Source organism: Phyllobacterium myrsinacearum (assembly GCF_002980555.1).
Lineage (GTDB): Bacteria > Pseudomonadota > Alphaproteobacteria > Rhizobiales > Rhizobiaceae > Phyllobacterium > Phyllobacterium myrsinacearum.
In genome coordinates this window covers 1,173,946-1,197,116 of sequence record NZ_PVBT01000001.1, presented here as the reverse complement: position 1 = coordinate 1,197,116, position 23,171 = coordinate 1,173,946, and the positions used below count along the sequence as shown (strand labels likewise).

The following is a 23,171-nucleotide window of genomic DNA, read 5'->3' as shown; positions in this document are numbered from 1 at the left end:
TTTGTACAAACGGGATCGTACGCGTGCACGATCCCGTTTTTGCATTTATTCAGCCTTGAATGTCTGATCAACTGAAAGCTCTACTCTTTCATCGCAAGCCATTGTGGCGAAGTATCGTCCTATACGCTTGCCATCGCTTTTAACGTAAACTGTGACTTCCCAGCCGTGAATGCCAGAATTGTATCCAAAATCGTCTCCCAACTCGAGGTCGTCATACTGTAAGCCATTTTTTGCAATTTTAGAGACGTAAAAAAGTATGCCGTACTTAACTGTTGCGGTTGGCATCTCCGGGCATTGCGTTGTTCTGTCTCTGAGCAAAGGGATGCCGTAGACGACAAATACGGCAAACAAGAACAACACCACCACGATGGTTACTATGACGCTGAGGATCCATAAGAAAAACTTCTTCATCATCGTCCTTCGAACGGTATTGGGAATTTCTGCTTCTTCCGGATTGACTCAAAACATCAAAATGAAAATCCGCTTCGCCAATTCAGGCCGGACAGACACGAAAAACAAGGGACGTCATCACCTTTGAATCAGGCTGGGAAAATGGGATTCTGCGTATTAAATGTTCTAAATATCAGACATTATTGATAAATATGATTATAATAGTCAAGAAATAACTGCGACGCGTTGCTGATGGCTTCCTTTGTGGGGAAGAATGCCGGGCGGGGCGATCGGCGACCTTCCGCGAAACCGGTTGAAATCGGTCCTATCCTTGCTCCGAATTTCCAGAAAATAGCCGAAATCGCCCGCCGCACAGCAGATAGTAAGCGGTCTTTCCCTGTCGCCGTTCATATAATTACCCGACTAACTATTGTCTCTGCTTGCACGATCAAGCACGTGGATGCCCCTTTGATCCTAGAGCGGACCCTTGAACACGAAGAATGCACCGCCGCAGATCATCGCGAAGCCGACGAGGTGGTTGATGGTGATTTTTTCACCGAGATACATCACCGAAAACCCGGCAAAGACCAGGAGCGTGATCACTTCCTGAATGGTCTTCAGCTGGGCGGCCGAATAGATCTCGTGACCGTAGCGGTTTGCCGGTACCGCAAGGCAGTATTCGGCAAAGGCAATCATCCAGCTGATAAGGATGACCAGAAAAAGCGGCCGGTCCGCGAATTTAAGATGGCCATACCAGGCAAATGTCATGAAAACATTTGAGCCGAGCAGCAGCAGGATGGGGCGGATATAATCAAAGGAGGGCATGAAGTGTCCTTGGTTGTAAGCGTCTTTGGGCATGAAATGCAGTAACGTTCAAACGTCAAGCAGGCTTAAATCAAGTCGCGTGCAGCGGAAAGGGCGATCTGCGGTTCGGCGACAAGACGTGCGCGGTGTGGCCCAAAGGCCATAGCCTTGATCAGACGTTATCAGGCTGTTGTGGCGGGCGCGTCAGATGGATGCAGGCAAAACCCGCCGAAACAAACAGCATCGCGAATCCCAGAAAGGAAAACAGGCTGGTCAGGTGCCCCGGCACATCGCTCCAGTGCGGCTTGATGATGTCGGCGGTGTTGTAGGGATCGCCGCTATACTGGCACATGACGAAAGAGCCGCCATTGCGCACGAGTTCGGTATCCAGATCAGAGACGAGGGTACTGACCGCGTCCCGGTGTTCGGGCATGTCGCGCATATACACCAGCACTGCCTTTGCCGCAGCAAGGTAGGCATGTGAACAGGCGTTGAACGGGCTTTGCTCATCGCTGATACTGCCGGGAACAATGCCCCAGAGACAATAGCTGTATTGGATATTGGTATAATTCAGCAGCCGCCGGAACTTTTCATCGGTGCGGGTCATCCGTGCTGCCAGATCGAGGATCGGCTTGCGGTAGTCGGCGATAATGGCCATCTCACCGTGGGAGAGGCTCGGAATGGAAATGCCCGAAGTGTCGGTTCCGGCGCTGCTGCTATGCGCCCAGCCGCTGCCGGTCTGCAACAGGAGCAACGACGCAACCAGAACCAGAAACCAGCCTGCCGGGCGGCGCATGGGGATATTGAGGTGTTGCGGTCTCATGCCAGCTCCATCGGCGGCGGAAGCCTGAACGCCCGCAAGGGGGCGTTCAGGAATGGCCGACTGCGCTCAGCGCGCCGCCTGCAGGCGATAGCGCGGCCGTTGTCCGGCCAGAACCCGTTCAGCCAAAGCGCCGAAGAGCAGACCAAGCGTGGTCCAGACGATCACATGGATCCCCAGCGATGCGACGCGGAAATTCCACAGAACCGTCGGTGAGAACTGTTCGGGAACTTCGTTGATGGCGGGAAGCAGGTATTGAACCAAGGCTATGAACACGACATAGGCGGCACCGGCGATCAATGTCGCGTTCCATGCGCCGTGCTGGGCATAAAGGCGCTTTGCCAGTCCAACGGCGGCGGCAAGGGCGCCGAGCGAAACCACCAGCATGACGAAGAACAGTTCCGTTCTGGCCCCAATGGTATCCGGACTGCCGACCGCAGGCGGATTCATCGGATATTTGATGCAGGGAACGAGAACGATTGCCACAAAACCTGCAAGGGCAAGCAGAGCCGCCGTGCTGCGCGGGCTGAGCGAGCTGACCCGGCCATGCACAAAGGCAAAGACCAGGGAAAACAATCCGCCAAGCGCGGCGCTGTAGACAACGATGCCGGTAAACAGGCCGATGCCGGCCTGTGTCGCCCGCGTGACAAGCTCCGGTTCAGCCGCTGCACCGGCCGCCTGGCTCATCTTTTCCTCAAAGGCGATGGCGTGATCAACCTGCGGTTCGCCGAACACCCGGGCAAAGCCGAACGCCAGCAACCCGGCGATGACCCCTACGATCATGCCGCGGATCAAAAGATCTCTTGTCATTGTTTCGTTTCCTCAGTGGCAGGGAAAACCGAGGAGATGGCGGCCGTCATGAACGAATTCGTGCACATACATGCCCGAGAAGAGCGACATCGCCCCTTCTTCCGCGCCAATGAAATAGATTGCGAGCAGCATGATCAGCCCGCCGAAAATAGCCCAGGGCAAGACTTCGCCGAGAGGAATGGGGGTGACGCTGGCTGATGGCGTAAGAGCGATATCGGACATGAACTTTTCTCCCAGAATGACGCGTTCACTAACGGAATTAATGATGTTGCGGCCAGGGTCTGGCTTTCAATCAGCGAAAAAAGACTGATTAATTACAGTGGCGCGACCGCTCCGGAATTTCACCGGCTTCCAAACTCGCAACAGCACGGTTATATCTGTGCGCGCCGCAGACTGTCAATGAACGGTCAGGGCGCCATTTCCGTATTTTTCCTGAGGGTTTTTGAGGGATATTTTGGCCAAAGCCACGCGGTTAACCCTTGTTTGCCATGGCGCCACGCCTGCGGTGCGGACCGGTGCTTTTCCCGCCGACGAAGCGCTTGAACCTGGTGAAATCCAGCGCGCGCAGGCTATTGCAGGGCATTTGCGCCACGCGCACCGTGTTTTGACCAGTCCGGCACTGCGGGCCCGGCAAACGGCCGATGCCCTCGGACTGGAAGCCATTGTCGATGCGGCGCTGGCGGAGATTGATTACGGGCAGTGGGCCGGACAGGCATTCACTGCTGTTCACGATGCCCAGCCGGACGATGTGGCCGATTGGATGCACAATCCCGTATCGGCGCCGCATGGCGGCGAATCCATCCATGATTTTCTCGTCAGGATTGCGGATTGGATGCGCTCCCATCTGAACGATGGCGGCCACACAATCGTCGTGACGCACGCCTCCGTCGTCCGCGCCGCTGTTCTCAGCGCCTTGCAAGCACCGGATTCCGCGTTTTGGCGCATCGATGTCGAACCGCTCAGCTGTATCGAAATGAGCAGCGACGGCGTCAGGTGGATGCTTCGCGCTGCCGCCTGTTTGCCGACGCGTGCCGCGGGGATTCTGCCATGATCCGGGCTAAAATCAGGCATAGCTTTCGCCGCGCGGTCGCATCCACATCCCGGGTTTTCAATCTCTGCCCGCTTACAGGAGTTCTCATGTCACAGCTCTTCCGTATTCTCGCTGTCGCAACCGTCGTCAATGCCGGTCTGTTGGGACAGGTATTCGCCCACGCCCATCTCAAATCGGCAGTTCCAGCCGAAAACGCGACGGTGAAGGTCTCGCCCGTCGAGATCGACCTGACATTTTCCGAAGGGCTGAACCTGAAATTCTCAGGGGCAACCATTACCGGTCAAGGAAACGCGACGATATCGACCGGTCAGGCCAAACTGGCCATCAGTGACCAGAAAACACTGGTCATCCCGTTGTCGACCCCGCTTGTCCCGGGTGCCTACACCGTCAACTGGACGGTGCTTTCCACCGACGGTCACAAGACCAAGGGCAGCTATACATTTACCGTCAAGCCCTGATGGGGTTGGAGACGGCGCTTGTTCTCTGCCGCTTCGCGCACAATGTGTCCGCGATGTTCCTGTGGGGGACATTTGCCTATCTTGCGCTGCTGGTGCCCAAAAGCCTCGCCGTGGAAATCGGGCAGCGCCTGCGCCCGGCGAGCGGGATCGCGGTCTTTCTGATTGTCGCGACGACGTTTCTGGCTTTGCCGCTGCAGGCAGGAACGATCGGGCAGGGCTGGACCGATGTTGTTGATCTCGGAACAATCCGTGACGTGCTGCTCGAGACGAGCGTCGGCCGCGGCTGGGCGCTACAGGTTGCAGCTGCCCTGCTGCTTTTACCCGCATTGGCTCTGACGCCGCGCCGGGCGCACGCCGCGCTTGCAGTGGCGTCAGGGCTGGTTCTGGCCAGTCTGGCATTTTCCGGCCATGCCACAATGCAGGAGGGCTGGATCGGTCTGGCCCATCGCAGCAATGATATGCTGCACGTGCTCTCAGGCGGCGCATGGATCGGAGCACTTGTGCCGGTTATTGTGGTGCTTGACCGGTTGCGCCAGGCGGAATGGCGTATGGCGGCGCAAACGGCGCTCATGCGGTTTTCGTCGGCCGGTCATGTGGCCGTTGCACTGGTGATTGCCTCCGGCGTGGTCAACACCACGCTCGTCCTTGGACATCTGCCGGCCGATTGGACCTCTCCCTATCAGCTCTTGCTGGCGTTGAAGATCATTCTTGTCGCGGCGCTGGCGGGACTGGCTCTGATCAACCGCTATGTTTTTGTTCCGCGCATGCGCACCCGCGAGGCGCGTTCCCTGCACGCCATACGGCTTGGAACCCTGACGGAGATCGCACTGGGTATTGTCGTGCTCGGGCTTGTCGCCTGGTTTGGCATGCTCGAACCCGTCTAGATCAAAAGGGCGGAGGTCATGTCACATTCGGTTGGGCTGCCTCGTCTTGGCGGTACAGGACCAACGCCAGACAATGACAGGAGACGCGTAAATGATCAGGAAAATCTTTCTCGCCGGCGCAAGCGGTGCCGTTGGCAAGCGGCTTGTCCCGCTTTTGCTGGAAGCCGGTTATGCGGTGACAGGCACCACGCGAAGCGCGGAGAAGGCCGCTTCCCTGCGCCAGATCGGGGTTGAACCGGCCATTGTTGATGTGTTTGATGCGGAGAAACTTGCCGCGGCGGTGGTGGAATCGCAGCCAGATGTCGTCATACATCAGCTTACGGATCTGCCCTATGGCGTCAGTCCGGCGGCGATGAAGGATTTCATCGGCCGCAATGCCCGCATCCGCAGCGAAGGAACCGCCAATCTCGTACGCGCGGCAAAGGCAGCGGGTACCGGGCGGATGATCGTGCAGAGCATCGCCTGGGCCTATGCGCCCAAAGCCGGTGTGTTCGTCGAAACGGACCCGCTTGATCTGCATGCGGAAGAGCCCCGTGCAACCACCGTCGGCGGTGTTGCCACCATGGAACAGGCGGTTTTGCGTGAACCGGGCATGGATGGCATTGTGCTGCGTTACGGCTTTCTCTATGGGCCGGGAACCGGGGTCGATATGCCGGCCAATCCGGATCTGCGCGTCCATGTCGACGCGGCTGCCGTGGCGGCGCTCAAGGCGGTCGAGCGCGGGGCGGGCGGCATCTACAATGTCACGGAGACCGATGTCGTCGCCAACAGCGGCAAAGCCCGTGATACGCTCGGCTGGGACGCCGCGTTCCGTATCAACGAGCGCCGATAGAACATCCCGATAACAGGTTCGAGGCGAATCGCCAAAAGCCTCCCACAGAGTTGGGAGGCGGGCAAAGCGCAATCTGGTTCTAGCATAGGTGGCAGAACCGGAATCCCGTGCCTGTTTCAACCGGAGTTTTAACCGTGCTTTCGTTTCGGCAAACGGGGCGATGTCCTATGCTGTGGCCAATTATCAAAGAATGGCCCATGAAAAACGTATCCGACCTGAACAGCAAATCTGCCGGCCAAGCCGGCAAGAATACTCTGGAAGAGCAGAGCAGGCAGGCTTTGCTTGCCAGCGTGGCCGGACGTTCACCGAAAGCGGCAAAGCGCACAATGAGCCAGTATTTCAAGAGCTTGTCGGATGTCGATGCAGCCAGACAGCACGTGGAGAAGGCCAGGCGCGCCGCCGATGACAGCTTGAACCGGGCCAAGGCTGCACCAAAGCCGCATGAAATCACCAATCCGGCCTTTGTCGCATTGTTCGAAGCACACCAGCACGACCGGGAGGTGCTTTTTGCCGCCATGCGTGCGCTTGACCGGGCTCAGGACACGCTGCGGTCGGAATCAGAAAAGACGGCCTTTTTCGCCAGAGATGACGATCAGTCATTCTGACGGGCACAATCTATAGGTGAATAAGCACACCAAACGATTGTATTTTGCAGACTTTTGCATCGTGCCAGCCTATCAATCCGGTGTTTGATATCATCAACAACGGAAAATCTGCGTGAAAAAACTCATTTCCCTGATCATGGCGGCAAGTTTTGTCTGCTTCACTTTTGCCGCGACAGCGCGGGCGGATAACGCTGCCACCGAACTGTTCCAGAAATATCTTGCCAATGGCCGGATCGGCGAGGCGGATGAGCAATTGCTGGCTTTGGCGGCGAAAGCGACAAACAATGCCGATGCGCAACTGGGCCTTGGCCTTGTGCGCAGTGCACGTGCCTTCGAAAAGCTGGCCCAATCGCTCTACAAGCATGGGTTTGGCTCGAAGTCGGATGGCTATGAACTGTTTCTGGGACGGGGTGCCAGCCAGATCGCCAGAAACGACAATCCGGAACCCATCACCTATGAACAGTTCCGCGGCATTCTGGCCACGTTCATTGCCGATCTTGATTCCGCTGAAAAGGCGCTTGCTGCCGTTGGCGACAAGCCGGCAAAGCTGAAAGTCGATCTTTCCGTTGCCCGGTTTGACTGGAATGGCGATGGCACGGTTGGACCGGAAGACCATATCGGGCGCGCCTTTTCCGACGCCAATGAAAACGGCGACCCCCTGCCTTTCATCGTCGGTTTTGACACCGCCGATGCGAAATGGCTGCAGGGCTATGACAATCTGCTGATGGCCGTCGCCAAGGCATGGCTTTCCCATGATTTTTCCGAAAGCTGGAACAGCAGTTTCAGCGTGGTGTTCCCGCGTGCTGTCTCGACCATGGCGGAAGCCAATGGCAGGGGTAGTGACGAATATACGATGTTCGGGGTGAACAAGGCGCAGGCCGATGATATCGCCGACTTCATAACTCTCATTCACACCATCCGCTGGCCGGTTGCCGACAAGGCCATGTGGAGCGACGTGCGCGTTCACCTGAAAAAGGTCATCGCGCTCAACCGGGAAACCTGGGCCCTCATTGACAAGGAAACCGACGACGACCACGAATGGCTGCCCGGCCCGAAGCAGAAGAGCGGCGTGCTGCCATCCTTCAATGTGACCCCGGAACGCATTCAGGCGTGGCTTGCAGTGCTGTCGCAGTTTGAGGCGGCGCTTGACGGCAAAATCCTGGTTCCCCACTGGCGCTTCGACAAAGGCATCAACCTTGCCAAGGTTTTCGATGATCCGAGACCGTTTGATTTCGTCCTCTGGGTCACCGGTCCGGCTGCCGTGCCGTATCTTCAGGACGGCCCGGCAATGAGCAGCGGCGAATGGAACCAGATCACCTCGATCTTCGAAGGGAATTTCGCCTCCTACGCCTTCTATTTCAATTAGAATAGAGCCGTTCGGGTGTTGATTGATCGCGTGACCATGGTAGAGACCGGGCGCGTTTTCAAGCCTTAAACTTTTGCCATTGCGGACTATATGTATCGTGAACGCACCACCGCGTGCGTTCACGATCCTGCGCGCATTCCGTGCGCAACAGACGTTCCCGACTTTCATCGAATATTCCAATTCAAACGAAAGAACTGTGACAATGTCCCAATCCATTGCATCCCAATCCGGTAAATTCAGAATTGGCGGCGATATCGAAATCAATCGTCTTGGCTTTGGCGCCATGCGCATCACTGGCCGTGGTATCTGGGGAGAGCCCACCGACAAGCCGGAAGCCATCCGCACCTTGCAGCGCCTGCCGGAACTTGGCGTGAACTTCATCGATACGGCAAATTCCTATGGACCGGATGTTTCAGAACTTCTGATCAAGGAAGCCCTTCATCCCTATGGCAACATTCTCGTTGCCACGAAGGCTGGCCTCACGCGCGAGGGACCGGACCGCTGGACACCGAAGGCCGATCCGAAATACCTGATCGACGAGGCGCATAAGAGCCTTCGCCAGCTTGGCGTTGATCAGATCGGTCTCTGGCAGTTGCACCGGATCGACTCGAAAGTACCGCGTGACGAACAGTTCGGCGCTGTGAAATCGCTGCTCGACGCGGGTGTGATCCGCCACGCCGGACTGAGCGAGGTATCCGTTGAAGAGATCAAGGCCGCTTCGAAGTTCTTCAAAGTGGCGACCGTGCAGAACCGCTACAATCTCGTTGATCGCACAAGCGAGAATGTCGTGGATTACTGCACGCAGAACGGAATTGGCTTCATACCCTGGTCCCCGCTGGCTGCCGGTGATCTGGCAAAGCCAGGCTCTTTGCTGGACACAATCGCTGCCCATCACAAAGCGACGCCGGGCCAGATCGCCCTGGCATGGGTGCTCAAACGCAGCCCGGTCATTCTGCCCATACCGGGAACATCCAAGGTCAAGCACCTTGAGGAAAACGTCGATGCCGCAAGGATCAGCCTCTCGGATGAGGAATTCAGCGCTCTGGACCGGGAAGGCAAGGCACTCGCCGGACGATAGATTTCCTTGGGAGAACACAGAAAGGGCCCGGTTTTCCGGGCCTTTTTCCTTTGCTTCTTGTAAACAGCATTCGCCCGTCTAAAGTACGGCAAACAACAGGAGAAACGCTATGAAGATCAGTGCACGCAACCGGCTGAAGGGGACAGTTGTCGACGTAACCAAAGGAGCAACCACGGCGCATGTCCGCATCGACGTCGGCGGTTCGGTGGTCACGGCATCGATTACCAACGAGGCTGTCGACGAGTTGCAGCTGAAGGTAGGGGACAGCGCCTATGCTGTCGTCAAGGCTTCCGATGTCATGGTCGCCGTTGACTGATTGACCCGGCGCGCAAGCCAGGAAGGTGCCCGTTCGCGGGCACTTCACATTGCCGTGCGCCACTTGCCTTTTAATGTTGACTGAGTCAATACTCAGGACCAGTCAACAGCAGAGGAATGGGCCGATGTCGGAACCGGTCGCTGAAATACGAAAATTCAATCGCTTCTACACCCATATTATCGGCTTGCTGGACGAACATCTGACCGACAGCCCTTTTTCACTTCCCGAAGCACGCATTCTCTATGAACTTGCCAATAATGACACCGTCAAAACGGCTGCCGATCTCTCGCGGATACTGGACATGGACACCGCGCAAATCAGCCGGATACTGGCCCGCTTCAAAGCGCGCCAGCTTGTCACCAGCACAGTCAGCACCGATCACGCCAAGCTGCGCATCCTCTCGCTGACACCGGAGGGGCAGGCTGCCTTCGCAGCGCTGGACCGAAGTGCAATCGAACGGGCCAATGCCGTGCTTGCACCGCTCGATACCGCCCATGTCAGCCGTTTGACGCAATCCATGCGTGATATCCGCTCCATTCTGGGCAGTCGATCCGGCACGGTCAGCCCGGCCCCAGCGTACACATTGCGGGCTCCCAGAGCAGGCGATCTCGGCCTGGTCATTCACAGGCAGGCCTATCTCTACAACACCGAATACGATCTGGACTGGACATTTGAAGGTCTGATTGCCGGCATCCTGTCCGGATTCATTGCAAACTTCGATCCGGCCCGGGAGCAGGCGTGGATTGCCGACCGGAATGGCGAAATCGCGGGGTCGGTCTTTCTCATGCGCACGGATGACCCGCAGGTCGGCAAACTGCGCATGCTTTATGTGGAGCCGTCAGCGCGCGGATTGGGTATCGGCTCGGCGCTTGTCGCCGCCTGCATCGCGCGGGCGCGGGCGGTCGGCTATCACAAGCTTACCCTCTGGACCAATGACTTTCTGCATTCAGCCCGGCGCATTTATCAGGAAGCCGGTTTCAAGCTCATCGAGGAAGAACGGCACCATTCGTTCGGTCACGACCTTGTCGGCCAGACGTGGACACTTGATCTGCAGCCGGAATGAGTCCCGACCCTAGGCTTTGACGCGGCGCAGAAGTTCGCGGGCAATCTGCAGCACGTCTTTTTCCCGGATGCCCACCGTGACATCTTCGACATCGTCGATGGTTTCACCGGCAACAAGCCGGATCGGGTTATGACCCTTGGCAACAATCATTGTCTGCACCCGGCGCGGAATGGCTGGCAGCAGGAAGCGCTTGACGCATTCGACCAGGACCTCGCGCTTGTTGGGTGCGAGCTTGCCCAGTTTCTCGCGCAGCAGCGCGCCAAACATATTGCCGTCGGCAAAACCGAATTTGCTATCAAGATCAAAGGCATGCAATTGATATTCAAAGTGAGCCATGTTGCTCTCCCGTGGGCGTCTGTCCGGAGGTGCCAGAGTGTGACGCCGGATCATTTCCAGAGATATGGTGCGTGACCCGAAGGTTTTCACGTTCTTTTTTGCCAATCGACACCAGATATTACAATGAGCCGGAAATCTTGATAATTCAATTGATCTTTAGGCGGAGCTTTCATTGTCACGGCGCGCCGGGTAGGCTACAGGAACTCTATCTGCGGCGCCGCGCGATGCGGTGCGCTGTCGCGTAAACGGCGTATGCCGGGCGCGCCTCCGGCAGATCCAAACAACCCATACAAGGACTACCCCGGATTGAAACATCTCAATGAATTCGCTGATCGCCGCAAAGCGGCGGCCGAGGCCAAGCAACTGCTTCTCAAAAAGTTCGAAAAAGCACCCAAGCCGACTGACCCGGAGATGCAGGCAAAACGCGCTGAACGGGAAGCCATTGCGGCGGCACGTGCGGCACGGCAGGCAGAACGCGAGCGCATAAAGCAGGAAGAACGGGACCGCAAGCTTGCGGAAGCCGCCGCTGTGTCAGAAGCAGCTGAGGCTGCCGCAAAGGCGCTGCAGGCCGAGTCAAGCAACCGGATCGCCCGCGTCATCGCCGATGAGGCCGAGCGCAAGGCGGAACGCGATCGCCGCTACGCTGCCCGCAAGGCAAGGCAGCGCTAACGGCTTCTCCTTTAGGTGCTGTACGCGCCCAGATAATCCAGCTTGCCGATGGGAACACCATTGTGCCGCAGGATGTCATGGGCGGTGGTGACGTGGAAAAAGAAATTCGGCAACGCGAACTGCAGCATGTAATCCTGTCCGCCCAGAAGCGCCTTGTGCGGACCGAAACTCAGGGTAACCTCGCGGCTCTCACTGTCATCGAGCACTGACGTGTCCAGGCCTTCCAGAAAGGCCACGGTCTTGGCGATCCGCGCCTTCAGATCGGCAAAACTCACTTCATCATCGGGAAAACTTGGCGCTTTGACATCGGTCAGGCGGGTAATCGTCGCCTTGGAGGTGTCGCTCGCCCGTTGAACCTGTCCCGAAAACGGCAGCATGTCGGGGGCCAGGCGCGCGCTGACAAGCACGGAAGGGTCGATTTTCTTTTCCTGCGCATAGGCTTCGGCCTTGGCAATCAGCGTCGAGAGGATCGAAAAGCCGCGGATATAGACCGGGACTGAAATCTGGTACATCGAAAGCGGCATGGAGGTTCCTTCCGGGAGCATTTCTGTTGGAGCGATTGCTGCTTCCCAATCTGGAACGGCAACCGCGTCAGGCAAATATATGCGGCTCGCCGAGGACTTCAATGCGCACATGATCCCCGGTTGCAGGAAGATTGACGGCAGAACATTTGATCTGCACCGGCGCGGCCGGCTTGCCGTCCTGCGCACCATGGCTGCCCATGATCGCAAGCATCACGGTGCACACGGCGCCACCGAATTCGATATCGACCACCTTGCCGTAACCGGCACTCGCGTCCGGTGAGGTCATGACGTCCTTTTCGGTGACGGCGACAAGTTTCAGCTGTTCCGGGCGCAGCATGATTTCCGCCTTGCCGAGCCGATCGGCCGTATTCGCCACCAAGCGGCCAAAGGCGCAATCGATCCAGCCATTGCCGATTTCGGCTGGCAGGAGAATGGCGTCGCCGAGGAACGAGGCCGTCGTGCGGTCCGACGGGTTCAGATAGAGCGAGCGCGGCGGTCCGGCCTGCACCAGTTTGCCCTGCCGCATCACCGCGACCTGATCGGCAAAGGACAGGGCTTCCGCCTGATCGTGGGTGACCAGAATGGTGGTAATGCCGGCTTTTTTCAGAACAGCCGCAACCGCCTTGCGCATGTTTTCGCGCAGACCCGTGTCGAGGGCGGAAAACGGCTCGTCCAGCAGCATCAGCTTGGGCTGGCGTGCGAGGGCACGGGCAAGCGAGACCCGCTGCTGCTGTCCACCCGACAGCTGATGCGGCCGGCGGTTCAGCATGATGGGGTCAAGCTCGACCATGTCCATGAGGGCAAGGATGCGCTGGCTGCGGTCGGGACTGCGCTTGTCCAGGCCAAAGCCGATATTGTCGGCGACCGTCAGGTGCGGGAACAGCGAGCCATCCTGCGTCACGAAGCCGACACTGCGGCGATGCGCCGGAACGATCGCCGTGCCGTCGGCCAATACGTCGCCATTCAGTGTTACCTGGCCGCTGTCGGGGGCTTCAAACCCGCCGATGAGGCGCAGCAGGGTGGTCTTGCCCGATCCCGACGGCCCGACAACCGCCGTGCGGCTGCCCGCTGCGACCGACAGTGTGACGTCATCGACGGCGGTGGTGACACCGTATCGTTTTGTTACACCGCGAATGTCGAGAAAGGTCATCGTCCAATAATCCGTTTCGATTGGGCATGCAGCAGGAGCGTGAGGGGCAGGGACAGCACCACCATCATCAGTGCATAGGGCGCGGCAGCCGCATAATCAATCTCACTGGTCAGCGACCAGAATTCCGTTGCCAACGTGCGCGTACCATTGGGTGCAAGCATCAGGGTCGCCGTCAATTCGTTGGTGATGCCGAGCGCCACCAATGCGACGCTGGCGGCGGCGCCGGGCGCGGCCAGCCGCATGGTAATGCGCGTGACCGCCTGCACCGGCGTGCGCCCAAGCGCCATGGCTGCCCGCTCCAGTTCGACAGGCGCCTGCGCGATGCTGGCCCGCAGTCCGACCAGGGCGCGCGGCAGGAAGAGCAGCCCATAGGCGAGCAGCAGTGTTGCGGCCGTCTGGTAGAGCGGCAGGACGACGCGCACCGTGATGGTGACAAGCGCCAGCGCAACCACGACACCAGGCAGCGAACCGACATAGTAGTGGCAGGCCTCGAGGGCCCGCTGCATGCGGCCGGGAGCCCGCACCGAAAGCCACGCCATGGGCGTTGCGGCAACGGTGGCCAGAACAGCGCCTGCAACGGCCAGCAGCAATGTGCTTCCAAAGGCGGTGCCGATTTCGTTCAGCTTCCACACTGACGTGCCGCCGGCAATCAGCCAGCGGCCAAGGGTGACGAACGGAACGCCCAACGCCAGCGCGGTGGTGATCACCGGAATGAGCAGGCATGGCAGGGCCAGCCAGCCCAGCCGGTATTTCGTGATCGGGCGGGCCGATCCTGAACCGACACGCGCATAGCGTTCATTGCCGCGAATCAGCGCTTCCAGCGCCAGCAGGCCCGCGCAGCACAGCACCAGCACGCCGGCCAGCATATTGGCGGCAGGGCCGTTGAAGGTTGATTGGAACTGGTCGACGATGGCTGTTGCAAAAGTATCGAAGCGGATCATGACGAACAGGCCGTATTCCGCCAGAAGATGCAGGCCGATCAACAGGGAGCCGCCGCAAATGGCAAACCGCAACTGCGGCAACAGCACCCGGAAGAAGACCCGCCAAGGACTGAGGCCGAGCGATGCGCCGACATCTTCCATGGCCGGATCGACGCGCCGCATCTGTGCCGCAACGGGAAGATAGAGAAATGGGAAATAAGCCAGAACGGACACAAGAACACCGCCGAACAGGCCATGCAGGCTGGGAGCAATGCTGATCCAGGCATAACTGTGGACAAATGCCGGGACGGCAAGCGGTGCTACCGCCAGCCACGCCCACAGGCGGGCGCCGGGCAGGTCGGTGCGCTCTGTCAGCCAGGCAAGGCCGACCGCCAGAACGATCGACAGTGGGATTGTCCAGACTTCCAGCAGCACCGTGTTGACCAGCAATTCGCCGACGCGGGCGCGAAACACCAAAGTGACCACCGTATCCCAGCCGGTCTGGATGGTAACCCAGATGACGAAACCAAGCGGCAGGAGGCTGAGCAGGGCAACAAGCCCGGCAAGCCCGAAAACAGACAAAAACGGCAGGCGTCGCGCGGCATGATGCGGGACCAAAGCCAGCTGCGCAGCAGCCGCATCGGGACGTTGGCCGTTTATTGATCCGGTAGACAACAATTCAAATTTGCTTTCATACGCACGAGTACCCGCCGGCGGCCAGATTGGCCTTCATACCCGAAGCGGAATCGAACAACACCCCCTGCAAGATCAAATGTCTGTGCAGGAGGTGTCCAGATTTATTTCATTGCCGGCTAACCGGCGTGGTGGTTACAGCAGGCCCGCTGCCGTCATCAGATCTGTCACCTTCTTGCTGTTCAGCTTGGAAGGTTCCACCTTCGGTGCCTGCAGATCGGCCAGGGGCACCAGGGCGGCATTGGATGCTGCGTCCTTGCCAACGGCATATTCGAAGGAATCTCCATCCTTCAAGACAGCCTGACCAGCCTTGCCGGTGACCCATTTGAGGAACGCCTGGGCATCGTCCTTATGCTTGCTCGAAGCGAGAACGCCGCCGCCGGAAATGCTGACAAATGCGCCCGGATCCTCATGCTTGAAGTAATGCAGGGACACATTCTTGGTGTTTTCGCCGGTTTTGGCCTTATCGCCGAAATAGTAATAGTGATAAATCACCGCGCCTTCGATTTCTCCGGCATTGACGGCCTTCATGGCAACGCTGTTGCCCTTGTAGGCGGTGGCATTTTCCTTGAGCCCCTTCAGCCACTTGGCTGTGGTTTCCTCACCCTTGAGTTCCAGGAGCGCGCTGACGATCGCCTGGAAATCGGCACCGGCCGGCGCTGCGCCCCAGCGGCCCTTCCAGCTGGCATCGGCAAGGTCGAGCAGCGACTTCGGCAGCTTGTCTTCCGTCAGCTTGTTCTTGTCATAGGCAAAGACGGTGGAGCGGGCGGCAACGCCGGTCCAGCGGCCATGCTCGGGACGGAAATTGGCCGGCACCTGATCAAGCACTGTCTTGTCGAGCGGTGCGAACAGTTTGGCATTGTCGACCAGAACCATTCCTGGGGAATTTTCCGTCAGGAATGCGTCGGCGGGGGAAGCAGCGCCTTCCTGCACGATCTGGTTGGCCAGCTCCATGTCCTTGCCGTTGCGGATCGTCACCTTGATGCCGGTTTCCTTGGTGAAACCTTCGGCCCACGCCTTGGTGAGGCTTTCATGCTGGGCATTATAAACAACAATGCCATCGGCGTTCTGTGCCATCGCCGGAGCGGCGATCAGGGCAACAGCGAGCGCCGCGGCACTTGCAAAAGTCGGAAAGTTGATTTTCATGAAAACCTCTTTGATTTGTATGGTTTGCAGAGCAAATTTCGGTTGCGCCAGCAATGGACCCCGGAACAAGTGAGCCTTACAAAACATGAGCGACGCGGTCAACAAAAAATGGTTGACGTTCAGAGGCGGAAATGCCGATCACAAAATAGTTATCGCCTGCTTTGGCGGGTGTGATTTGCGTTCCGGCGCAAAGAGGAATCTACTGGTTTTATCCGCAATTTTGCCGCGCTGCAGGCCCGGCACTGCGGTATTGCAAAACTTTCAGTCATATTCAGGGAGTGTGTCATGCCTTTTTCAAGCAGGGACCAACGCATTCACTCCACGACGGACTGGGACATCATGCAGCAGGCCCATGACCGGGCTTCAAAAATGCTCGATCGCTGCCCGAAAACTCACGCTCGCTGCAACCAGCTCGCCCGGATTGTCATTGCGATCTATGAAAGCGGTGTGCGCGACGTGGACGAGCTGGCCGTCATGGCGGCAAATCGCGAATTGAACGTCTTGGCGGAGAGAGGACATTTTCAGAAGCCGTTCCGCCTCACGCCGGCAGGCGAACGCCCGGAAACCTTGCATTCGTGAGATTTCAGCGCCAGCCGCAATCTGCTACACCGCATCTGCCGTTTCAGGCCGGATTCGTGTGTGGAGAGAGTGATGACTGACGGGTTCAACTGGCTCAATGCGCCGCCATCCCATCACGGCGATGCGCGTCTGCTCTCGCTTGTGACGGCTGAGAATACCGATTTCTGGCAGCACACCTTCTATGGTTTCGCGCGCGACAATGGCCATGCCTATCTGATGCCGGTCAGCGGCGATTTCAGCGCCCGCGTGACCGTGCGCGGCGACTACCGGGAACTCTATGACCAGGCCGGTCTGATGCTGCGGATCGATGCCCGGAACTGGATCAAGACCGGCATCGAATATACTGACGGCCTCATGCATTTCAGCGTCGTCGTCACCAACCGGATTTCTGATTGGTCCGTCATTCCGCTGCACAGCGCCCGTGTCGACGATGCCGTGCACATCCGGCTGACCCGCCACGATGATGCCGTGCGGGTCCAGTATGCCATCAATGACGCGCCGTGGCAGCTGGCGCGGCTCGCGCCGTTTCCCAAAGACGATGCATCGGCCGGTATCATGGCCTGTTCGCCGCAGCGGGCTGGCTTTACAGCCGAATTCCGGGATCTGGAGATCGGTCCGGCAATCCCGCGCGACCTGCATGCGGATTAGACTGGGCGGCGAGGGGGCTATTCGGCAAACAGCTCCGGCCGTTTGCTCTGCAGTTGCAGCAGCATTTTGCCCATCTTGGAAATATGCTCTTCCATCGCCGCCGCGGCGCGCTCGACGCTGCTGCCGGCAATGGCATCGACGATAGTCTGGTGCTCTTTCAGCGTTTCGACCATGCGCGTTTCGTAATGCAGGAGCAGCCGCCGCACGCGGTCGATCTGGCTGCGTTCCTTGGCGGCAATCTCGCGCAATCCGGCCAGACCTGCCGCATCGCAGATCATATCGTGCAATTCCTCGTCGAGCGCGTAAAACCCCTCAAAGTCCCTGGAGTCCGCCGCCTTGCGCTGCCGGTCCAGATTATCGCGCAGGCGCTGCACGATCTCAGCCGAGCTGCGCTCCGCCGCCCGCCGGATGGCTGCCGTTTCCAGGGCAATGCGCACGAATTGGGCTGTCTCGATCTTGTCGAGACGCAGCCGGGCAACGAAGGTGCCGGTTTGCGGATAAATCTCGACCAGGCCTTCGTCGGCGAGGCGGTTGATGGCATCGCTGACCGGCGTGCGCGATACGCCGAGCTGCAGCGCCACCAGTTCCTTGCGAATGGCTTCGCCGGGCGCCAGCTGCGATGAAATGATGGCCTGCCGCAGGATGGAATAGACCTGGTCCTTGCGCGTGACCGCGACGACTTTCTGTTCCCTGAAACTCTTGCCGCCTGACCCCAATTGCACGTTCAACGTTCCCCCGATAGGCCCTGTTGCTGGCGGGAGGCTGAATTCGATTTCTCCGAATGAAGCATTTGACTCCTGCCCAATAACATCTAACATGTTACATATTAACTTGAAAGAATGTTTTGGGAGGAACATTTTGGATAGTCAGCTGCCGATCGTCTCGATGCGCGGCATCAGCAAGTCATTCGCTCATATTGTTGCTCTTCGAAGCATCGATCTCGACATCTATCCGGGCGAGATTCATGCCATCATGGGGGAGAATGGTGCGGGCAAGTCGACGCTGGTGAAAATCCTCAGCGGCGTCCATCGCCGCAGCGGCGGTGACATGCTTGTCCGGGGCCGCGCGGTTGACTTCGGCTCGCCGCGGGAAGCCGAGCATAACGGCATTGCCATCATCCACCAGGAACTCAACCTCATTCCAAGCCTCAGCGTCTGCGAGAATATTTTTCTCGGGCGCGAGCCGTTGATTGGCGGCCTGTTCATCGACCGCAGGCGCATCGAAACGAAGAGTGCCGAACTGCTCGACCGCTTCGGCATCGATATCGATCCGCGTGCCGATGTGGAGAATTTGCGCGTTGGCGAGCAGCAGCTTGTCGAGATTGCCCGGGCATTGTCCCTGAAGGCCGACGTGCTGGTTCTCGATGAGCCGACCTCGGCATTGTCGGAGGCCGAAGCCCAGAGACTGGCAAGCTTTGTGCGGGAATTGGCCCGCAACGGCGTTGCCATCATCTATATTTCCCACCGGATGAATGAAATATTCTCGCTGGCCGACAAGATCACCGTGTTGCGCGATGGCAGCTTCATCGCCACGCGCCGGGCGCAGGATGTGAGCGAGCGCGATCTCATCCGCATGATGGTGGGCCGCGATCTGGCTGCGCCGGAACCCAAGGCGGATGGATCGGGCAGGCCGGTTGTGCTTGAAGCGCGCCATCTCGGCCTGCGCCGCCCGAATTCGCGCGGCAGCATGCACAATGTTGTCGACGATGTGAGTTTTGATCTCCATGCCGGCGAAATTCTGGGAATTGGCGGGCTTTTGGGTTCCGGGCGCACCGAAGTGCTTGAACTGATTTTCGGCGCGGCGACCGGAGAACGCTCCGGTACGATCACCCGCAACAGCGCCAGCCTTGCCGCCGCGTCCCTGACGCCGCGCCGGTCGGTGGCAAAAGGCATCGCCTTCCTGACCGAGGACCGCAAGGGAACGGGCCTTCTCATGGACGCGGACATCCGGGCCAATGCCGTTCTGCCGTCCTTGCCCTGGCTTGCGCCGTTCGGCTGGATCAGCCGCCGGCGCGAGGACCCCGTGGCAGGCCGGATCATCAAAGCGATGCACGTGCGCTGCGATGGCCCGGATCAGAGGGTCGATGAGCTGAGCGGGGGCAATCAGCAAAAGATCGTGCTGGGCAAATGGCTGGAAACCCGGCCAAGCGTTGTCCTGCTGGACGAACCGACGCGGGGGATCGATGTCGGCGCTAAGGATGAGATCTACGAGCTTCTGAAAAAGCTCGCTTTGTCCGGCGTGGCGGTGATCATGGTGAGTTCCGAATTGCCGGAACTTCTTGCGCTCTCCAGCCGCATCCTCGTGATGTGTGAGGGCAGGGCAGCCGGCATTCTTGAGAGCCCGGCATTCTCCGAAGAACGGGTGATGGAACTGGCGACACCCCTCGGCACGGTTCTGACAAAGGATGCGGCATGACACGAACGAGCGAGCAGACCATGCGGTCATCCCAAGGCAGTCTCGGCCGGATCAGGAGCCTCTTGAATGCAACCAAGCTCTACTGGGGATTGGTACTGCTGTTTCTGGTCGGCATTTTCTCATCGCCGGTATCGTCCAAGGGGCACAATATTTTCCTGTCCTACGGCAACCTGTCCGATGTTTTCCGGCAGATTTCGGTCACGGGCATTACAGCTGTCGGCATGACGCTGGTGATCCTCATTGCCGGAATTGACCTTTCGGTCGGGTCCGTGCTTGCGCTGGGTTCCGTCGTCTGCGCCATGCTCCTGACCAATGAGGGCTGGTCAGCGGCCTATACCATCGGTATTCCCGCCATTTTCATGCTGGCATTCCTTGTCGTGCTGGGAGCGGGGCTGTTCCTTGCCCGGATAGGCGGGCGGTCCGTCGGCGAGTGCGAAAATGACCAGACGCAGCGGAACCGCATCATCGCCCTTGTTGCAATCGTGGCTGCGGCCGCCATTGCCTGGTGGGTCGCCTCCGGTGCAGATGCGAAGGCCGGGGTGCTGCTGGTGCTCGTGGTGGTTCCAGCCGTCGGTTTCATGCTTGGCATGGTCAATGGCCTGGTCATCGTCGGCGGCCGTCTGCAGCCCTTCATCGTCACCCTTGCCATGATGGTGGCGGGGCTGGGCGTTGCCCGCCTGACGGCGGGCCAGAACACCGCGGTCTGGCCGGTCTATACCGGCAGCAACGCGACTGAGAATTTCGAATTCCTGCGCTCGCTGATATTCGGATTGATACCGGTTCCGGGATTGATCTTTGCCGCCATCATTCTCCTGTTCTGGGTGATCCTGAAATACACGAAGTTCGGCCGGTACATTTATGCCATCGGTGGCAATGAAGAAGCAGCGCGGCTCGCCGGTGTGCCGGTCTGGCGGGTAAAGATCAGCGTCTATGCCATATCGGGATATCTCGCGGCGCTCGCGGGTATTCTCTATGTCGCGCAATACAGGCAGGGAAAGCCCGATGCGGGCACGGGGCTTGAGCTTGATGCGATTGCGGCCGTGGTGATCGGCGGCACCAGCTTGATGGGCGGCCGCGGCTCGATGATCGGCACGCTCGTCGGCGTGCTTATCTTCGGCTTTCTCAGCAATATCCTGCAGCTCAACAATATCGACAGCAACACGCAACTGGTGCTCAAGGGCATCATCATCATTGTTGCGGTGCTGCTGCAGGAGCGGCGCTCCAGCGGATGGCTGTTTTTTCTCTCCCAGCTCGCGACAGCCGCCCCATCCAGGAAATCCGAGCCCGGCAAGCCAGAAAACCGGCAAGGGCAGGGTGATTGAACCGACAACAAGGACTATCAGGGAGGATAGAATGAGACTGACACGCAGACATTTTGCCAGATTGGCAATGGCAACCGCCTTCATCGCGTCGCTGGCGCTGCACATGCCGGGCGCATGGGCCAAGGATAAATATGTCATCGGCTTCAGCCAGACTACGACCGTCGAACCCTGGCGCGTCCAGTTCAACAAGGATCTGGTCGCCGAAGCCAAAAACCATCCGAATGTTGAGCTGCTTGTCGCGGACGGCCAGGACAAGACGGAAAAGCAGGTGGCCGATGTTGAAAATTTCATCCGGCAGGAAGTGGACGCAATCCTGATTTCACCCAAGGAATCGGCTGGCCTGACCGGCGTGGTGGAAAAAGCCATGGATGCCGGCATTCCGGTGATCGTGCTTGACCGCAACGTCGATACCGACAAGTTCACCCAGTGGATTGGCGGCGACAATGTGGTGATCGGTGAAGCGGCGGGACAGCACGCCGTGGAATTGCTCGGCGGCAAGGGCAAGGCCAAAGGCACAGTGGTCGAAATCTGGGGTGGCCTCGGCACGCAGGCAAGCCATGACCGCAGCAACGGTTTCCACAAATACACCGATGCGGAGAAGGGCATCACCTATCTCTTGGACAAGCAGTCCGGCGACTGGAAGCAGGATCAGGCCTATAACATCATGGCAACCGCCCTGCGCAACCATGAGGACATCAAGCTGGTCTACGGCCACAATGATCCGATGGCCTATGGCGCCTATCTCGCCGCCAAGGATGCGGGGCGCGAAAAGGACATCCTGTTCCTTGGCGTCGACGGACTGCCGAATGAAGGCGTCCAGTGGGTCAACAAGGGGGAACTCGCCGCAACGTTCCTCTACCCGACACCCGGAGCCGAAGGATTGCGCCAGGCGCTGAAAGTCCTTGCGGGTGAAAAGGTGGAGAAGAAAATCGTCCTTGGCACCGAAACCATCACCAAGGCGAATGCACCGGAGATTCTCAAAAAGAACGGTCTTTGACCGGTTTTTCAGCAAAAGCAGCGAATGACCGCCTTGCGAAAAGGCGGTTATTCCATTGTCAGCCCGGAAATCATCGGGAGCTGATAAAAATACGGGAACAATGTCGCAAACCATCCCGTTCAATCGTCCTAGAACAGTTGAAACGAATGAGGAGATGACAATGTCTTATGTCGATGGATTTGTACTGGCCGTGCCGAAGGACAAGATCGATGCCTATAAGGCGATGGCGCGCGCTGCGGGTGATGTCTGGAAGGAACATGGCGCTCTGGCCTATGTGGAATGCCTTGGTGATGACGTTCCCTACGGCGAACTGACGTCGTTTCCGCGTGCCGTGCAGGCGAAGGACGATGAAATCGTCGTCTTTTCGTGGATTGTTCATGCGTCGCGACAGCAGCGGGACGAAACCAACAGGAAGGCTATGGAGGACCCCCGGCTTGCGAATGATAAATGGGAGATGCCGTTTGATGGCAAGCGTATGATCTATGGCGGGTTCGAGTCCTTCATGGAGCTTTGACCACCCTGTGACGTCAGCGGGCGAATAGGGTGAGCCCGAGGATAACGGCCGCATAGGCCAGGCACGGAACGAACCACAAAAGGGCCCACGCGCCGAGGCGGCGGTGGGTCAATGCTGCGCCAATCGGTCCGGCAAGGGCGCTGACCGGCCAGCCGCACATGACGTAGAAAATCATCCGCGCCTCAGCCGTGATTCCGCCATCCGACGCCATCACCGACATGCCCGCAAAAAGCAATGCGAGCGGAAAGATGAGAAGGCAAAGGATCGATCCGGCGATGAGAGGGATTTTTAGCGGCATCGGCGCAACCTATCGCGAAGCGTGCTTTTGAACCAGCCGGTATTCGTGCCAGATGAGCAGCATGACAAACAGGTCGAAAACCGTCAGCACGATGAGGGCTGCGCTCTGCGTGTAGGAATACCGGTACAGCTGGTAGGCGATGAACAGTCCCAGAACCACCAGGGAAAGCGGATAGGCCCAAAGCTTGTTGCGCAGCAACGCGATGACCAGAAGGGCTTTGATGAGCCCGTGGCTCAACAGATAAAACGCATAGAAATGCTGGCTGCTGACGGAGAAGTCGCCGGCAAGCCGTGCAAGGTGCGTCGCGATATAATCATCGGGATCGTCCAGGAGTCTCGTCTGTGTGAACGTATTCACCATCAATCGGATGGAGGCCGTGTTGACAAAAACCAGGATCAGACCGCCGATACACTCGATGAGCGCATGGGCACCTTTCAACAGGATGCTGATCTCGAAAATCCGGTGAATGCGCTTCTCGTCCAT

General features: G+C 58.5%; 29 protein-coding genes and 1 riboswitch. Of the genes, 16 read left to right on the top strand and 13 right to left on the bottom strand.

The genetic code is table 11. From position 1 onward, the window contains the following. Positions 1-45: 45 nt before the first annotated feature. The 5 genes from C5750_RS05850 to C5750_RS05830 form a co-directional block, all read right to left on the bottom strand. Positions 46-414, bottom strand: coding sequence for a hypothetical protein (locus tag C5750_RS05850; RefSeq protein WP_105732844.1), 369 nt, complete (start codon positions 412-414; stop codon positions 46-48). Positions 415-864: 450 nt separating this feature from the next. Continuing rightward, positions 865-1,215, bottom strand: coding sequence for a DMT family protein (locus C5750_RS05845; RefSeq protein ID WP_105733139.1), 351 nt, complete (start codon positions 1,213-1,215; stop codon positions 865-867). A gap of 151 nt (positions 1,216-1,366) precedes the next feature. Next, positions 1,367-2,017 carry a hypothetical protein gene (locus C5750_RS05840; protein ID WP_199537966.1) on the bottom strand — a complete coding sequence of 217 codons (651 nt, stop codon included), beginning with the start codon at positions 2,015-2,017 and terminating at the stop codon, positions 1,367-1,369. 66 nt (positions 2,018-2,083) lie between these two features. Continuing rightward, on the bottom strand, positions 2,084-2,824 hold the full coding sequence (locus C5750_RS05835; RefSeq protein ID WP_105732843.1) for a CbtA family protein: 741 nt from the start codon (positions 2,822-2,824) through the stop codon (positions 2,084-2,086). Between the two features lie 12 nt (positions 2,825-2,836). Further along, a complete protein-coding gene (locus C5750_RS05830) occupies positions 2,837-3,046 on the bottom strand; it encodes a CbtB domain-containing protein (protein ID WP_105732842.1) in 210 nt (69 codons plus the stop codon). 33 nt (positions 3,047-3,079) lie between these two features. After that, positions 3,080-3,230, bottom strand: a riboswitch (cobalamin riboswitch). 48 nt (positions 3,231-3,278) lie between these two features. Between C5750_RS05830 and C5750_RS05825 the strand changes: the two genes are divergently transcribed. From C5750_RS05825 to C5750_RS05785, 9 genes are all read left to right on the top strand, one after another. After that, a complete protein-coding gene (locus C5750_RS05825) occupies positions 3,279-3,875 on the top strand; it encodes a histidine phosphatase family protein (RefSeq protein WP_105732841.1) in 597 nt (198 codons plus the stop codon). An 86-nt stretch (positions 3,876-3,961) separates the two neighbouring features. After that, complete coding sequence (gene copC / locus C5750_RS05820) at positions 3,962-4,333, top strand: copper homeostasis periplasmic binding protein CopC (RefSeq protein WP_105732840.1); 372 nt, start codon at positions 3,962-3,964, stop codon at positions 4,331-4,333. Further along, positions 4,333-5,217: a copper homeostasis membrane protein CopD gene (gene copD / locus C5750_RS05815; RefSeq protein WP_105732839.1), complete on the top strand. Its 885-nt coding sequence runs from the start codon at positions 4,333-4,335 to the stop codon at positions 5,215-5,217. Before copC ends, copD begins: the two co-directional genes overlap by 1 nt. Positions 5,218-5,308: 91 nt before the next feature. After that, positions 5,309-6,049, top strand: coding sequence for an NAD-dependent epimerase/dehydratase family protein (locus tag C5750_RS05810; RefSeq protein ID WP_105732838.1), 741 nt, complete (start codon positions 5,309-5,311; stop codon positions 6,047-6,049). Positions 6,050-6,246: 197 nt separating this feature from the next. Continuing rightward, on the top strand, positions 6,247-6,654 hold the full coding sequence (locus C5750_RS05805) for a hypothetical protein (protein WP_130269319.1): 408 nt from the start codon (positions 6,247-6,249) through the stop codon (positions 6,652-6,654). 112 nt (positions 6,655-6,766) lie between these two features. Continuing rightward, positions 6,767-8,020, top strand: coding sequence for a hypothetical protein (locus C5750_RS05800; protein ID WP_245420992.1), 1,254 nt, complete (start codon positions 6,767-6,769; stop codon positions 8,018-8,020). A gap of 202 nt (positions 8,021-8,222) precedes the next feature. Then, complete coding sequence (locus C5750_RS05795) at positions 8,223-9,098, top strand: aldo/keto reductase (protein ID WP_105733137.1); 876 nt, start codon at positions 8,223-8,225, stop codon at positions 9,096-9,098. A 109-nt stretch (positions 9,099-9,207) separates the two neighbouring features. Then, complete coding sequence (locus C5750_RS05790; RefSeq protein WP_105732836.1) at positions 9,208-9,414, top strand: TOBE domain-containing protein; 207 nt, start codon at positions 9,208-9,210, stop codon at positions 9,412-9,414. Between the two features lie 124 nt (positions 9,415-9,538). After that, the gene (locus tag C5750_RS05785) at positions 9,539-10,477 is read left to right on the top strand and encodes a bifunctional helix-turn-helix transcriptional regulator/GNAT family N-acetyltransferase (protein ID WP_105732835.1); all 939 of its coding nucleotides are present in this window, start codon (positions 9,539-9,541) and stop codon (positions 10,475-10,477) included. 9 nt (positions 10,478-10,486) lie between these two features. Here the strand turns inward: C5750_RS05785 and C5750_RS05780 are convergent, their stop codons facing one another. Further along, the gene (locus C5750_RS05780) at positions 10,487-10,813 is read right to left on the bottom strand and encodes a hypothetical protein (protein WP_105732834.1); all 327 of its coding nucleotides are present in this window, start codon (positions 10,811-10,813) and stop codon (positions 10,487-10,489) included. 306 nt (positions 10,814-11,119) lie between these two features. Here C5750_RS05780 and C5750_RS05775 point away from each other — a divergent pair, with 306 nt between their 5' ends. After that, positions 11,120-11,482 (top strand): DUF6481 family protein, encoded by a 363-nt coding sequence (locus C5750_RS05775; RefSeq protein WP_105732833.1) that lies wholly within the window; start codon positions 11,120-11,122, stop codon positions 11,480-11,482. An 11-nt stretch (positions 11,483-11,493) separates the two neighbouring features. On the opposite strand, the gene C5750_RS05770 is transcribed toward C5750_RS05775, so the two are convergent. The 4 genes from C5750_RS05770 to C5750_RS05755 form a co-directional block, all read right to left on the bottom strand. After that, positions 11,494-12,006 carry a DUF1993 domain-containing protein gene (locus C5750_RS05770; protein WP_105733136.1) on the bottom strand — a complete coding sequence of 171 codons (513 nt, stop codon included), beginning with the start codon at positions 12,004-12,006 and terminating at the stop codon, positions 11,494-11,496. Positions 12,007-12,073: 67 nt separating this feature from the next. Continuing rightward, positions 12,074-13,156, bottom strand: coding sequence for an ABC transporter ATP-binding protein (locus C5750_RS05765; protein WP_105732832.1), 1,083 nt, complete (start codon positions 13,154-13,156; stop codon positions 12,074-12,076). Next, positions 13,153-14,694, bottom strand: coding sequence for an ABC transporter permease (locus C5750_RS05760; RefSeq protein ID WP_425350425.1), 1,542 nt, complete (start codon positions 14,692-14,694; stop codon positions 13,153-13,155). The genes C5750_RS05765 and C5750_RS05760 overlap by 4 nt, the downstream gene beginning before the upstream one ends. Positions 14,695-14,904: 210 nt before the next feature. Continuing rightward, the gene (locus C5750_RS05755) at positions 14,905-15,915 is read right to left on the bottom strand and encodes an iron ABC transporter substrate-binding protein (RefSeq protein WP_105732830.1); all 1,011 of its coding nucleotides are present in this window, start codon (positions 15,913-15,915) and stop codon (positions 14,905-14,907) included. Positions 15,916-16,254: 339 nt separating this feature from the next. Here C5750_RS05755 and C5750_RS05750 point away from each other — a divergent pair, with 339 nt between their 5' ends. Further along, complete coding sequence (locus tag C5750_RS05750) at positions 16,255-16,494, top strand: hypothetical protein (RefSeq protein ID WP_130502057.1); 240 nt, start codon at positions 16,255-16,257, stop codon at positions 16,492-16,494. Between the two features lie 72 nt (positions 16,495-16,566). Continuing rightward, a complete protein-coding gene (locus C5750_RS05745) occupies positions 16,567-17,142 on the top strand; it encodes a DUF1349 domain-containing protein (protein ID WP_105732828.1) in 576 nt (191 codons plus the stop codon). 17 nt (positions 17,143-17,159) lie between these two features. Here C5750_RS05745 and C5750_RS05740 read toward each other — a convergent pair whose 3' ends face one another. Further along, complete coding sequence (locus C5750_RS05740) at positions 17,160-17,864, bottom strand: GntR family transcriptional regulator (protein ID WP_158531248.1); 705 nt, start codon at positions 17,862-17,864, stop codon at positions 17,160-17,162. Between the two features lie 163 nt (positions 17,865-18,027). On the opposite strand from C5750_RS05740, the gene C5750_RS05735 reads away from it, so the two are divergent. From C5750_RS05735 to C5750_RS05720, 4 genes are all read left to right on the top strand, one after another. Further along, positions 18,028-19,557, top strand: a complete 1,530-nt coding sequence (locus C5750_RS05735; protein ID WP_425350424.1) for a sugar ABC transporter ATP-binding protein — start codon at positions 18,028-18,030, stop codon at positions 19,555-19,557. Further along, positions 19,554-20,879, top strand: a complete 1,326-nt coding sequence (locus C5750_RS05730) for an ABC transporter permease (protein WP_105732825.1) — start codon at positions 19,554-19,556, stop codon at positions 20,877-20,879. Before C5750_RS05735 ends, C5750_RS05730 begins: the two co-directional genes overlap by 4 nt. A 67-nt stretch (positions 20,880-20,946) precedes the next feature. Next, the gene (locus C5750_RS05725; RefSeq protein WP_165403427.1) at positions 20,947-21,876 is read left to right on the top strand and encodes a substrate-binding domain-containing protein; all 930 of its coding nucleotides are present in this window, start codon (positions 20,947-20,949) and stop codon (positions 21,874-21,876) included. Positions 21,877-22,036: 160 nt separating this feature from the next. Further along, positions 22,037-22,390: a DUF1428 domain-containing protein gene (locus C5750_RS05720; RefSeq protein WP_105732823.1), complete on the top strand. Its 354-nt coding sequence runs from the start codon at positions 22,037-22,039 to the stop codon at positions 22,388-22,390. Positions 22,391-22,403: 13 nt separating this feature from the next. On the opposite strand, the gene C5750_RS05715 is transcribed toward C5750_RS05720, so the two are convergent. Together C5750_RS05715 and C5750_RS05710 are read right to left on the bottom strand one after the other, a co-directional pair. Beyond that, positions 22,404-22,688, bottom strand: a complete 285-nt coding sequence (locus C5750_RS05715; RefSeq protein WP_105732822.1) for a hypothetical protein — start codon at positions 22,686-22,688, stop codon at positions 22,404-22,406. A gap of 9 nt (positions 22,689-22,697) precedes the next feature. Then, complete coding sequence (locus C5750_RS05710; RefSeq protein WP_105732821.1) at positions 22,698-23,171, bottom strand: DUF2127 domain-containing protein; 474 nt, start codon at positions 23,169-23,171, stop codon at positions 22,698-22,700.